The 13879-nt window shown below is 41.2% G+C and carries 8 protein-coding genes; 7 read left to right on the top strand and 1 reads right to left on the bottom strand.

The window, feature by feature from the left end; genetic code table 11:
* The first annotated feature begins 110 nt into the window (after positions 1–110).
* The 7 genes from ACO06Y_RS03260 to ACO06Y_RS03230 all read left to right on the top strand — a co-directional run bounded on the left by ACO06Y_RS03260 (position 111) and on the right by ACO06Y_RS03230 (position 12362).
* A complete protein-coding gene (locus tag ACO06Y_RS03260) occupies positions 111–3557 on the top strand; it encodes a SusC/RagA family TonB-linked outer membrane protein (protein ID WP_422082396.1) in 3447 nt (1148 codons plus the stop codon).
* Between the two features lie 13 nt (positions 3558–3570).
* Positions 3571–4974 (top strand): RagB/SusD family nutrient uptake outer membrane protein, encoded by a 1404-nt coding sequence (locus ACO06Y_RS03255; RefSeq protein WP_422082395.1) that lies wholly within the window; start codon positions 3571–3573, stop codon positions 4972–4974.
* Positions 4975–5079: 105 nt separating this feature from the next.
* Positions 5080–6708: an FAD-dependent oxidoreductase gene (locus ACO06Y_RS03250; RefSeq protein ID WP_422082394.1), complete on the top strand. Its 1629-nt coding sequence runs from the start codon at positions 5080–5082 to the stop codon at positions 6706–6708.
* 353 nt (positions 6709–7061) lie between these two features.
* On the top strand, positions 7062–8060 hold the full coding sequence (locus ACO06Y_RS03245; RefSeq protein ID WP_422082393.1) for a nucleoside hydrolase: 999 nt from the start codon (positions 7062–7064) through the stop codon (positions 8058–8060).
* A gap of 178 nt (positions 8061–8238) precedes the next feature.
* Positions 8239–9354 carry a glycoside hydrolase family 130 protein gene (locus ACO06Y_RS03240; protein WP_422082392.1) on the top strand — a complete coding sequence of 372 codons (1116 nt, stop codon included), beginning with the start codon at positions 8239–8241 and terminating at the stop codon, positions 9352–9354.
* Between the two features lie 55 nt (positions 9355–9409).
* Entirely contained in the window at positions 9410–10450 is a 1041-nt protein-coding gene (locus ACO06Y_RS03235; protein WP_422082391.1) for a nucleoside hydrolase, read from the top strand.
* A 79-nt stretch (positions 10451–10529) separates the two neighbouring features.
* Positions 10530–12362 (top strand): arylsulfatase, encoded by a 1833-nt coding sequence (locus ACO06Y_RS03230; RefSeq protein WP_422082390.1) that lies wholly within the window; start codon positions 10530–10532, stop codon positions 12360–12362.
* Positions 12363–12727: 365 nt separating this feature from the next.
* Here ACO06Y_RS03230 and ACO06Y_RS03225 read toward each other — a convergent pair whose 3' ends face one another.
* Positions 12728–13822, bottom strand: a complete 1095-nt coding sequence (locus ACO06Y_RS03225) for an adenylate/guanylate cyclase domain-containing protein (protein ID WP_422082389.1) — start codon at positions 13820–13822, stop codon at positions 12728–12730.
* Between the last annotated feature and the right edge of the window lie 57 nt (positions 13823–13879).

The following is a 13879-nucleotide window of genomic DNA, read 5'->3' as shown; positions in this document are numbered from 1 at the left end:
GCCTATGGCCAAAATGAGTTATTAAGCAAAACCGGGAAATGCGCCAACACTTCCCGGTGTAGAAAGCGATTAATTAAACTAAAGTAACCACTTTTTAAGCACTTAAAAATATGAAAAAACGATGGAACACGAGGTCGTGGTGGATTCCACTACCAAAATTTGACCTGAAAATGAAATTGACCGCCCTGTTATTGTTCACTGCACTGTTTGGATTGCAGGCTAATGACAGCTATTCCCAGAAAACCAAAATCTCGTTAGATGTTGAAAATATGTCCGTTGCTTCGATCATAGACGAAATTGAAAGCACCACGGATTTTCGATTCGTATACATTACCAAGTTTGTCGATATAGATCGTAAAGTATCCTTAAAGGTAAGGCGAGAGCGCATCCATAAGGTATTGGCTATTTTATTTGATCGTACAGATACGGATTATGCCATAGAGGGCAAGCAAATCCTTCTTACTTTCAGGGATCCGGGTAAAGAAACGCCAGAAGAAAAAGAGGAAGCAACCATTTTTGATGTACAAACCGAAATTTCAGGAACAGTAACTGATAGTGAAGGAAATCCGCTACCTGGTGCCAGTATTGTTGAAAAGGGCACCACAAATGGTACGCAAACCGATTTTGATGGGAACTTTTCCTTGGAACTCCGCGGTGAAAATCCCATTCTGGTCTTTTCCTATATAGGCTTCGCCACTAAAGAAGTCCAGGTAAATGGCCAAAGTACCATTAACGTTGCGTTACTGGCAGATACATCCAGTTTGGACGAAGTGGTAGTTGTAGGGTATGGTACCGTCAAAAAAAGTGATCTTACAGGAGCCGTTTCTTCAGTTTCCCAAAAAGACATTGCCGATGTCCCTGTGGCATCTATTGATCAATCAATACAAGGAAGGGCCGCCGGAGTAACCGTTACCCAGACATCCGGTGCTCCTGGGGCTGGAATAAGTATAAGGATTAGGGGCGGAAATTCTATCAGTGGAGGCAATGAACCATTGTATGTTATAGATGGGATTCCCGTTTATAGCAACAACAATCTATTTCAACCAGATGATGGATCATTTAACGTTGGCGAGGGGCAAAATGCTTTGGCGACGCTTAATCCAGGTGATATTGAATCCATTGAAGTACTAAAAGATGCCTCTGCCACCGCAATTTACGGGTCTAGGGGTTCCAACGGTGTAGTGATCATCACTACAAAAAAGGGAGAATCAGGAAAGCCCAAATTCAGCTATAACACCTATACTGGTTTGCAAGAAGTATCCAGAACGTTGGATTTATTGGTCGGGTCCGAACATCTGGCATTTAAAAATGAGCAGTTGGTAAATTTGGGAATACCGGTCCGTTATGGCGTACCCGATGGAAGGTTTCCACAACCGCTTGATGAATATGGCGCGACCAATTGGCAGGATGAAATTTTTAGAACCGCTGTGATAACCAACCATCAACTCTCCGTTTCAGGGGGAAGTGAAAACACAAAGTATTTTATCAGTGGAAGCTATTTCGACCAAGAAGGTACAATTATCAATTCAGGATTCAAAAGATATAGCCTTCGAATCAATATGGATAATAAGCTCTCTGACAGGATTACCCTAACCAACAGCCTATCCTTAAGTAGAAGCCAAAATAATCCTACAATAGATGCAGGTGGAGAAGGGGTGCTCACCAACGCTCTGCGATTTACCCCTGCCCTACCCGTTTTTGATGAAGATGGCAACTATTCGATCAATGTTGGTCCAGGATCGGGGCTTTCCCAAATGGTCAATCCAGTCCAACTTGCTAGGGAAACCATCAATGAAATCGAAACCGACCGGGTTCTGGCCAATTTTGCATTGGACTATGAATTGGCCAATAATCTAAAATTAAGAGTAAGTGTTGGTGGAGATATTGTAAGTAGCCAGCGCCGACTGTTTTTTCCGAACAATTTTGAATACGCGACTTTGGCCGTCAATGAAAATGGATCTGCCGTATCATCCTTTACCCGTTCCACCAACTTGTTGAACGAAAATACCCTTAACTATAAGTTTGAGATCAACCCGGATAATGTATTTGATTTTCTTGCCGGTATAACGTTCCAGTCCCAGGAAATAGAGACTTCCACCGCACAGACCAACGATTTTGTCACCAATGTAAACGGACCGGACAATCTTTCAGTTGGGGCCTCACCCCAGCCCACCATTACCCAAAGAGAAAAATGGGGTTTAAATTCATACCTGGCACGTGTCAACTATAACCATAAAAACAAATATCTACTAACATTGAGCGGAAGGTTGGATGGATCGTCCCGCTTTGGTGAAAACAACAAATATGGCTTCTTCCCATCCGCGGCCTTTGCTTGGAGGGTTTCGGAAGAAAGTTTCTTCGGCGAAAGCGAGACCTTCAATAATTTGAAGTTTAGGGCAAGCTATGGTATTACCGGTAACCAGGAAATTGGACTTTATCAATCATTAGCGCGCCTGGGAACACTACGTACAGTATTTGATAATGGGGCAAACACGCCTATCGGAGTTTTTCCTCAAAACGTGGCCAACCCGGATTTAAGATGGGAAAAAACGGGGCAATTTAACGTGGGTATGGACATAGGTCTTTTTAACAGTAGGGTTCAGCTTTCTACGGATTACTATAACAAGAAGACCGAAGATTTATTAGTGGCTATTGAACTTCCGGCCACATCCGGTGCAAGCAGTGCCTTAAGTAATATTGGAAGCCTTAGGAATGAAGGCTTGGAGTTTAATTTGAATGCAAGGATAATAGAAGGAGAATTTAACTGGCAGGCCAACGCCAATCTCGCTTGGAATCGAAACGAAGTTTTGGATATTGGAATTAACGACAATATAATTTTGAGCGCTGACGGAATAGGTAGTAGCAACATCATTACCAAGGGAGAATCGGTAGCTTCTTTTTATGGACTGGTATGGGATGGTGTTTGGCAAGACCAGGCAGAAATCGATGCATCGGGCATAGCCCCCAACGCAAACCCGGGTGATTGGAAATTCAAGGATGTAAACGGGGATGGAGTCTTTAACGAAGCCGATGACCGTACCATTATAGGTGATGGTTTGCCTGACATAGTATATGGATTCACCAATAACTTTGAGTGGAAAGGTTTTGATCTATCCATTTTTTTCCAAGGTGTTTCCGGAAACGAAATCCTCAATTTGAATCGGAGAAGCTTGGAGGATGGACAACCGAACTTCAATATGTTGACCACTGTCCGGAATCGATGGACTACTGAAAACCCGAGTAATACTAATGTTAGAATGGCCGCAAGACATCCCAACACGGCAAGTACTTTCTTGGTTGAAGATGGTTCTTTTTTGAGGTTGAGAAATGTCACATTAGGATATAATATTCCAATAAAGTCATCATCAAAATTAGGATCCGTTCTGAGCAATGCAAGAATCTATCTAACCGGCCAAAACCTATGGACGATTACAGATTATAGGGGCTTTGACCCGGAGGTCAATTCGGAGGGGCAGGACAATGTAATATCCGGTATCGACTATGGAACATATCCCAAGGCCGTATCCTATATTCTGGGAATTGATGTTAGTTTTTAATGTAAAAAATAAAATGATGAAATATATACTTATACCAATATTCTTACTTACGCTATTGGCCTCCTGTGAAAGCAATTTGGAGGAAGAGCCTTTTTCATTCATCACCAATGAGAATTTTTTTAACACGGAGGAAGATGCCATTTCGGGTGTCAATGCCGTGTATGCAAACTTGAGGGAGGATGAATACTACGGAGATACCTACGTTACATTGTCGGAACTTGGGGCGGATATCATAGAATATCGAGATGACGGTGATGCTGAATTCATAGGGTTTGATAAGAATCAATTTGGTTCGGCATTCTCACCTTTGAACGATTTTTGGACCGCTGCATATAGTACTATCAATCGTGCCAATACGGTAATTGTAAACACCACCCTGGATAGCGATATAGGGGATAGGGTCATAGCGGAAGCAAAATTCTTAAGGGCGCTTACTTATTTCAATTTGGTTCGGGCTTTTGGTGATGTCCCTCTCGTTCTGACACCCCCGGAAGGGATAGATAATCTGGCCATTCCAAGAGTCGAATCCTCGCAGATCTATGACCAAATAATTGGCGATTTGAATGAAATAATTGATGATGGAGGCCTTCCGGAAACCTATGAAAACTCCTCCGATATCGGTCGGGCTACAATTGGGGCGGCCCAAGCGCTATTGGCAAAAATACACCTTACGTTAGGCAATTATCAAGAGGCGAGGAATCTTGCCCAGCAAATCATATCCTCCGGTAATTATCAACTCTTTGAAACCTATACCGATGTATTTGACCTTGCCAATGAAAATGGTACGGAACATATATTTTCCATTCAGTACAGTTGTGTAGAGCCTCAGTTTGCCAGTGGCTATGCGCAATCATTTGCCGTGGATTTTCTATATCCGGGCTTTGGGGGATTGATGGTGAACGAGGATTTTGTGGCATCCTTTAACGATAACGACGTCCGGTCCGAACTCATCTATACCGAAAAGATTACGGCATCGGGAGATACGCTGCTGGTGAAACAAAAACCAAGACACGATAAGTTTTTAGACCTTTCGCCCTGTGGCAATAGCGCTGCAAACAATAATTGGATCGTATATAGATTAGCCGACATTCTATTGATTTTTGCAGAAGCGGAGAATGAACTATCAGGCCCTAATAGTGCGGTATACGACGCCGTAAACCAAATTAGGGAAAGGGCCGGAATAGATCCCTTAGCTCCAGGATTGTCCACGGAGGCTTTTAAGGAAGCTATTCTTCAAGAGCGGGCTTGGGAACTCTATTCAGAGGGCCACAGAAGGTGGGATTTGCTTAGGACCGGCCGCTACATTCAGCAAATGGAAAGTACAGGTATCCCGACCGAGAGTAAATATGTACTGTTTCCAATTCCTCTACCTGAGCTGGACGCCAATAGGGAATTAACACAAAACGATGGATATTAGTCCAAGAAAGAAGGCATGGTTTGAAACCCCGCCTATTTTAAATTTTTGTGCGTATTGATGACATCTTTTTATTATAAATACTTGTTTGCTAAAACTTTTCATCATATGAAAAATTGGATATTCTTTTGCTCACTTGCGGCACTTATTGTTTTGCCCTGTTCATGCCAAAAAGGGGAATCGTTCGATGTCGTGGTATACGGGGGAACCCCGGGGGGAGTAATCTCGGCCATAGCGGCATCAAGGAACGGTGCCAAGGTACTGCTCATAGAACAGACCAATCACGTGGGCGGCCTGAGTACCAGTGGTATAAATACGGCAGAATCGGAACATATGATCAATAAGGCGATTACCGGAATTGCGTTGGAGTTTTATGTCCGGATGGGAGAGCAATTTCCTGATGGATATTTTGAGACATTTCATGATGGAAGAATGTTGAATTTTGAAAAGGGTGATCCTGCGTTCTTTTTTGAATCCCATATAGCGGAAGAGCTATACAACGAGATGTTACAAGAAGCGAAGGTTACAGTGCTCTACGGCAAATATGTGGACTCTGTCAACAAAAAGGGTAAAACAATTAATCATATTATTCTCACCGATGGTACTGTAGTGAACGGGAAAATGTTCATAGATGCATCTTATGAAGGTGATTTGATGGCGCGATCGGATGTCTCCTATACCTATGGGCGTGAAGGTAAAAGCAAATACAACGAATCTTACGCCGGCATACGTTTTATGGATGATACCCTTAGTGCACGGACAATAGATCGCCATGGTAAAATACTACCTTATTTTTCAAAGGATTCTGGACTAAAACCAGGTACAGGGGATGACAGGGTAATGAATTATAATTTTCGCCTGTCAGCTACCAAGATTGATAGCAACAAGGTGGAGATTCCAAAACCTGACGACTACGAACCTTCTCAGTTCGACCTATTGCGGGATTATTTGAAAAATTACCCGGAGACTAAGCTAAATAGGTTGATGGGAATCTATGAAAGAGGCAGCGGTAAGTTTGAGTTCAACAATAAGCAGGATGCCCTAATCTCCTTGGGACTTTTTGGAGGCAATAGGGAGTATCCAGATGCCGACTATGCAACACGTAAGAAAATATTTGATGACCACAAATCCTATACTCTTGGATTTCTATATTTTCTTGGCCATGACGAGTCGGTACCCGAAAAGCTACAACAGGAGATGCGTTCCTATGGCTTTTGCAAAGATGAATTTATAGACAATGATCACTTTCCTTATTACCTATACATAAGGGAAGCACGGCGGATGGTTGGAGATTTTGTTTTCACCCAAAAAGATATCTTGGATGAGAGGAGTAAAGAAGATGCGGTCATGTTGGGTTCCCATTGGATCGATTCGCACCATGTACAAAGGGTTCAGGTCTCCGATTCAACCTTTACCAACGAGGGAAGAATTTGGCATAAGGTCACCGAACCTTACGAGATTCCCTACAGGATTCTACTTCCCAAAACTGATGAAGTCTCCAACCTATTGGTTCCCGTGTGCAGTTCATTGTCCCATGTAGCATTCTGCTCATATCGGCTAGAATCTACATGGATGCAGATGGGCCATGTTGCTGGAACGGCTGCGGCTTTAACAGTGCAGAACAAGACAACTCCTGCTGAATTGAAACTTAATACGTTGAGAGAACAATTAGCCAAAGAAGGGGTAATCTATAAAATTGAAGAGTTGGGAGAATATGATGACTATGATAACGAATGAAGAATACACTTTCAATGATGTTTCCTGCACTTTAGGAGGAGTATTGACAACTCCTTGCAGTTATCATTTTGTTGAAGATATATGCCATTCGTAGAAGGGCGGTTCCGCATAGTGCAAATGAACCTATTCAATGAAAGAATATAAAATCTTTGTTAGTTTGAGTTAGTTTTTTTGAAAATGGGAACGTCGGGAAACCTTCGTTCCTATTTTCTTCATTGAATCTTTAAGGCTCCAACTTGCCCAGTAAGTAGGGAAAAATGGACTTTGGTCTTAAAGAATACAAGAGGCATGTTACGTTCTTGGAATCGATCTGAGCATCTAAGCTAGAAACAAAAAGTATTAATCTGCACAATATGAGAACATTGATCACTTTTTTATTTATTTCATCTTTTTTAATCTTGTTTGGTTCTTTTAAGCCCAAAAAAGCTGATTTTTCGTCCAAAAAGTTAGCTGTCATTTTTGATACCGATGCCAACAATGAACTGGATGACCAACATGCACTGGCCTATCTATTTTCCAATCAGGGTTATTTTGATATTAAGGCTATTACAGTCAATGCCACGCGGAATGGGGGAGCTGTTGATAGTCATTACAAGGAAGCCGAACGTATCATGAAGCTTTTCAATGTAAGGGAAAAAATACCTTTGATAGAGGGAGCCAATGGCTCCTTTTCCGAGATAAAGGACGATTTAAAAAATGCAACTTTTGATGGATTCAAAGCTGTTGATTTCATTATTTCCGAAGCCAAAAGACATACCGACGAAAAATTAGTGGTCATAGCTGTTGGCAAGCTTACTAACATGGCATTAGCCTTAAAAAAAGACCCTACCATTGTGAACAATATCCGCTTGGTTTGGCTTGGTGCAAATTATCCAGATCCCGGAGAATACAATCTGGACAACGATATTGAGTCTATGAATTACGTTCTTAAAACCAACGTGCCGTTCGAAATGGTAACTGTTAGATATGGAAAACCTTCTGGCACAGATGCTGTTCGCGTTACCCAAACTGAAATAAACTCGAAAATGCCGGGAGTTGGACCAAAAATAAAGACACCCATTGTAGGACGACACGGTGGTAAATTCAACAATTTTGGGGATTATTCCATAAATCTTTTTACCCATATCGATTACCACGGTGACCCACCATCCAGATCTCTTTTTGATATGGCCGCCGTTGCCATTGTCAAAAATCCCAAATGGGCCCAAGCCACTGAAATCCCATGCCCGATCATGGTTGATAAAGTATGGAAGGAACAACCCAAAAACCCTAGAAAAATTATTGTCTGGGAGCATTTCAATAAAGAAGACATTATCGCGAATTTTTATAAGGTTTTGAACAATTTTAAATAGTAAAAGGTTTTGTAAGAATGAGAAATAGTTTCTTGCCCTCGAGATATTGATTTCAAATCTATTCTGAGCATAAGCTCCGCAGAAATGGAAATGAAAATCTCTTTATCAGGGGCCTCGGTCTTAAAGTAGCAAAGATTAATTACAGACAAATAAAATAGGAACGATTCAAAACATCTATATGAAGCACATAATGAATAAAAGTTATAGTAAGTTTTTTGCATTGGCAGTTTTTTCATTGACCTTAGGATGTAATACACCTCCTTCTTCAGAATGGGATTTTCAATCGTTTTATAAACCAAAGGAGAATCCTATTTTTCAGGCAGATTCGTCTTTTACATTTACTTGTCCCATAAAAAAAGAGGTCGTACAGTGGCAAAAAGCAGATGTTTTTAATCCTGCTGCCCTAGTTAAAGACAATAAGGTTTACTTGTTTATGCGCTGTGAAGATAATCCTAAAGCCATTCTTGGAGGGCGAACTTCGAGGATTGGTTTGGCCTATAGTGATGATGGAATTCATTTCACAAAACATCCAACTCCAGTCTTGTATCCCGATAACGATGAATTTATGCAATATGATTATCCAGGTGGTTGTGAGGATCCAAGAATTGTGGAAACGGAAGATGGTTTATATGTGATGACCTATACTTCATGGAATCATAAAATTGCTAGATTAAGTATTGCATTTTCAAAGGATCTAATAACATGGGAAAAAAGGGGACTTGCATTTGCCAAAGCTCATAATGGAAAATTTTTGGATCATTGGTCAAAGTCAGGCTCCATTGTTACAAAAATGGAAGGAGGCAAACAGATTGTTGCAAAAATAAATGGAAAATATTGGATGTATTGGGGGGAACATTTTGTCAATCTTGCCTGGTCCGATAATTTGATAGACTGGATTCCTCTGTTGAATGAAGATAATGACCTCAAGGTAATTCTGGGGGCAAGGAAGAATAAATTTGACAGCGCACTGGCGGAATGCGGGCCACCTGCATTGATTAATGATGAAGGTATTGTGCTATTCTATAATGGCAAAAACTCCGATGATGCCACACGCGATGACAATTTACCAACGGGCACGTATTCGGTAGGAAAAGCAGTTTTTGATATTAATAATCCTGAAAAAGTCATTTTTCGTTCCGATACCTGTCTGCTCAAACCTACATTGCCTCATGAGATGACGGGTCAATATAAGTCCGGAACCGTATTTGGCGAAGGGCTTGTGCATTTCCGATCGAAATGGTTTTTATATTATGGAACCGCCGATTCATACATTGGTGTGGCGGTTTCCAGATAGGGCGAGCCATACACTAATCAGATATATGTATCGTATAGAGCTAAAAATTATGATTATGCAATTAACAATAGAACATACCATGAGAAACGAGTCCACAAATCCAAACAGAATATTCAAAATGATGCGTAACTTTAAAGTCCTACTATTTATTTTCTTTTCCATCGTCGTTTTCGGACAAACGGATGTTTATCATGGTATAAAAGAAACCATCCCGAAAATTCCGCCTAAGAATGAAAAAATCCGGACAATCATAGTTAGCGATGCCAAGAATGAAATTGATGACGTTTGGGCCCTTGCCCTCGCTGTTCTCTCTCCGGAAAGATTGCAAATTGAAGGTTTTGTGGGAAGCAATTATGATCACGTTTTTGGAGTTGGGAAAAAAAGTATTAGCGGATCGGTCAGTGTTATCAAGACCATCTTGGACAAAGCTGATCTAAAGGGAAAATATCCGGTGTATGCTGGCTCACATCCCATGCAATACCAGTTTGAGCCAAGCCATTCTGAAGGAGTCGATTTTATCATAGAAAAGGCCATGGAAGGATCAAGTGATAATCCTTTATGGGTCATTGGATTGGGTTCAGCCACTGATTTGGCATCCGCCTATCTCAAAGAACCCAAAATTGCCGATAGGATTATCTTTTTTTGGCATGGCCGTACGGAGAATACGTGGCCCTATCGTGCACATAACTACAACGTGAAAGGAGACATGCACGCGGCCCGCATGTTGTTTCATTCACCGGTTCCATTAGTACTTTTTGATACGGGGACGAATTTATCGGCAGGTACTATGGAGGAATCCAAAGAGAAAGTAGAACCCTTTGGGGAACTTGGTAAGTACCTCTACAATTACCGTTTTAAAAGTGACTATTGGCAAGGTACAAAAAAAGGGTTTTTCGACCTGGGAGATATAGCTGTTTTGATTGATCCTGAATTGGGCGAATGGGAGGAAACCGTTTGCCCCACAGTAACTACCTATATGGACTATAATTTTTACAAAACGAACGGTAAATTTTTACGGTGCAAAAAAGTGGATCGCGATGGCACTTTCAAAATGTTATATAGAAAGTTGGAAGAATTTTGGGCATCACGGCAATAATTGGATCAAATCGGAAATAGGTCATTTGAATACCCCTCAAGAAAATAGAAATTAGTATGAACAGGTCAATTAAATGAAAATGAAAGCATTCAAGGTCGTTGTTTTTATTGTTGGCATTGTATTTACAACGTGTACTTCTAATCCTCCGGAAGAAAGCGTACCTCCCAACATCATCATTGTGATGACCGATGATCAGGGTTATGGTGAGTTTTCTTTTAATGGAAACCCGGTAACAAATACACCCAACATAGATAGGTTGGCGAGGGAAGGAACCCGATTTACGGATTTCCATGTGGCCCCAATGTGTACACCTACAAGAGGGCAACTATTAACCGGAATGGATGCCTTTAGAAATGGGGCCATTAATGTCAGCAGCGGAAGAACCTTGCTACGTCCTGAACTAAAGACCATGGCCGATGTATTTAAGGAAAATGGTTACGCTACCGGCCTTTTTGGGAAATGGCATTTAGGAGATAATTATCCTTTCCGACCAGAAGACCGTGGTTTTGAAAAAGCCATATGGTTCCCATCTTCACATATTAACAGTTTGCCCGACTATTGGGACAACGACTACTTTGACGATACCTACATTCACAACGGTAAAAAGAAGTCATTCGAAGGATATTGTACTGACGTTTTTTTTGATGAAAGTATAAAATGGATGAAGAAAAGAGCTGATTCAAAAAAATCGTTCTTCACGTATATTGCGCTCAATGCTGCCCACTGGCCTCATTTTGTCCCCGATCGTTATCGAGATCCTGTTCGAGGGGCAATGGGAAAGAATCCGGAACTATTTAAAGACTTGGATGAGGAAAAACGAAAAGAATTGGTCAGTTTTTTGGCTATGGGAGCCAACATTGATGATAATATGGGTAAGCTTTTGGACTTTTTGGATGAATCCGGTCTTGATGAAAACACCATAGTGGTTTTTCTTACGGACAACGGAAGCACATTTGGGAAGGACTATTTTAATGCTGGTATGAAAGGGGGGAAAACAACCCTCTGGGAAGGTGGACATCGCGTTCCCCTTTTAATGAAGACCCCCCAACATTTGTCAAAACAACCGTCAAAGATCGACGAGCTATGTCATGTTCAGGATATACTGCCAACACTAGCATCCATGTCAGGAATTACTACTATTCCCAAAAAGCTGGACGGTGTGGACCTTTCTCCATTACTTAGGAGAGAAAAAGAAAAACTGGACGACAGAATGTTGGTCATAAACTATAGCCGAATGCCCATGTTCGAAGTAAAATACACGACTGAAAACCCAGCCATCCCCATGAAAGATGGTGCCGGAGTCTTATGGAAAAACTGGAGGTTACTAGAGAATAGAGAGCTATACGATATTTCAACCGACCCCTATCAGGATAATGATGTTGCAGCAGAGAATCCGGAAGTCGTGGAAAAAATGAGGGCTCATTTGAACATGTGGTGGAACAGTGTAAAGGATATGGTCTATGAACCACAGCGCGTGATTATCGGAAGTGAATATGAAAATCCTATGTTGGTCTCAGCCTGCGAATGGCTGGACGTTTTTGTCGATCAGCAAATACAAACCCGGTATGGACCAAGAAAAAATGGAATCTGGCATTTATCCGTAGCGGAAGCCGGAGAATATGAGTTTGAACTGCGCCGATGGCCCAAAGAATCCGACTTTAGTGTTAGACAAGGAATTCCAGAGAAAAAAGTAACGGACGGCACTTTCATTAAAGGTGTCAGTTTTCCGATATATTCGGCACGGATAAAAATAGGAGGTAGGGAAAAATCGGTAAAGATTTCCGAAACGGATGTTTCTGCAAATTTCACCTTTGAACTGGACAAAGGGAATATTGAAATTCAAAGTTGGTTTAATGACGAGAAAGAGGAGCCCATTTTAGGGGCATACTACATGTATATAAATAGAAAATAGTTGGGGAGTTCGTTAGATGTAATTTACAAGTTATCTCCGAGATAAGCCATTCTTTATAAGAATTCACTTGAGATATCCATAGACGATATTGAAGTTTTTTGTTCCAAGGACCGGAGTTTAGCCGGAATCTACTGGATTTCTAAACAGATTTTATGAAACGGCAATTTAATGGAACAAAATGAGAAGGTAGAGGGGATTCCCGAGAATTATTAGTTTTATGGAACTGCTTTTGTTGAAAAAATTTGTCCTTTTTGAACTTTGGTGACGATACCTGACCAAAATGAGTAGGCGCCACGTTTGCCCTATCCGTATAATGCAAAAAAAGGGGGCACCAATCTTTTAGGGCACTCTGTTCAAGTATTCATCTATAACGTATATAACATTACGGTTTGTTGTTTTCCCCGCAGTGCCATCTCCCCGACCATTGTCGGTTTAAAAGGAGTGGGTAGTAATTCCAGCTTTTCCAGCAGATACTTGGATATCAATATGTTCACCCCTAGTTCATTGCATTTGGACTGAATTCGAGCCGTCGTGTTCAATACATCGCCCGAATGTGCAATGTCACGTTTTACGACGCCAATTTCCCCGGTCATGACAAATCCATAATGCAAACCTGCCTTAAATTCCGGGACAATTCCGTCAAAGGTCTCCCGGTAATAGGAGGCCTTGTCCAAAAAGCATTGCTGAATATCAAAAAAGCATTGCAGGCAATTTGCATTCCGTATTCCTGAATCCTTCTTCCAACTTATGACGATTTCATCGCCTACGTACTGATAGATTTCTCCTTTTGAATTTATTATCCCCGGAGTAGCGTCTCTAAAGACGTCTTTTAAGAAGTGGAAATATTGATTTTCACCTAATCGCTCAGCAATGACAGTTGACCCCCGAAGGTCCAAGAACATAAAAATGCGATCTTCTCTTTTCGGGTGGAAGTACTTTCCCAATAAAAAGGACCGGAATACCCCGGGCCCGTATTTATCGTTCACAAGCAAGGCGATAAATGTTACGATAACTACCAAAAGCCAAAACAGATAATTATAAACCCCTATAAGCGAAGCAAGATGGGCCAAGGTAGCTTGCAATGCCTCCAGATGAAACATTGGAACGTCTAGCCGAATGGCGTGGAAAAGTAATCCACTAATTACCGCAATTATTAAATATACCAGAGTATAGGACCATAAAATATTTAGCAAGGACCAACCGTAAGATTTGGTCCTAAGCCATTTACCCCATAGAAGAACAACAAAACTACCTCCGAGCAGCCCAGCAATAAAACCCGTGATAATACTACCCTTTAAAATCATGATAACATTGAGACCGGTGAAGTCGTAGTTGAATTGAATCAGCGTTGAATAGCTTGCTAAAAATTGGAATACTGAAATCACCATCCAGAACAGTGTAATCCATAAAATTTTTGCAACCCGACTTTTTACTTTTGGTCGTAGCCATCCTATTTTCATTTTCCCGGAATTAGTAACTATTTACCTTAAAATAGCATTTATATCAGTTCTTGTTCA

The organism is Ulvibacterium sp. (assembly GCF_965228935.1).
Taxonomy (GTDB): Bacteria; Bacteroidota; Bacteroidia; order Flavobacteriales; family Flavobacteriaceae; genus Ulvibacterium.
Note: the sequence above shows the minus strand (reverse complement) of the source record. Positions and strands in the feature narration are given on the sequence as shown.

What these genes read in the sequence shown, in the direction of transcription:
- ACO06Y_RS03225 (WP_422082389.1), bottom strand. Translation starts at nt 13,822, where the DNA reads ATGAAAATAGGATGGCTACGACCAAAAGTAAAAAGTCGGGTTGCAAAA.
- ACO06Y_RS03245 (WP_422082393.1), top strand. Translation starts at nt 7,062, where the DNA reads ATGAGAACATTGATCACTTTTTTATTTATTTCATCTTTTTTAATCTTG.
- ACO06Y_RS03235 (WP_422082391.1), top strand. Translation starts at nt 9,410, where the DNA reads ATGCAATTAACAATAGAACATACCATGAGAAACGAGTCCACAAATCCA.
- ACO06Y_RS03255 (WP_422082395.1), top strand. Translation starts at nt 3,571, where the DNA reads ATGATGAAATATATACTTATACCAATATTCTTACTTACGCTATTGGCC.
- ACO06Y_RS03240 (WP_422082392.1), top strand. Translation starts at nt 8,239, where the DNA reads ATGAAGCACATAATGAATAAAAGTTATAGTAAGTTTTTTGCATTGGCA.
- ACO06Y_RS03230 (WP_422082390.1), top strand. Translation starts at nt 10,530, where the DNA reads ATGAAAGCATTCAAGGTCGTTGTTTTTATTGTTGGCATTGTATTTACA.
- ACO06Y_RS03260 (WP_422082396.1), top strand. Translation starts at nt 111, where the DNA reads ATGAAAAAACGATGGAACACGAGGTCGTGGTGGATTCCACTACCAAAA.
- ACO06Y_RS03250 (WP_422082394.1), top strand. Translation starts at nt 5,080, where the DNA reads ATGAAAAATTGGATATTCTTTTGCTCACTTGCGGCACTTATTGTTTTG.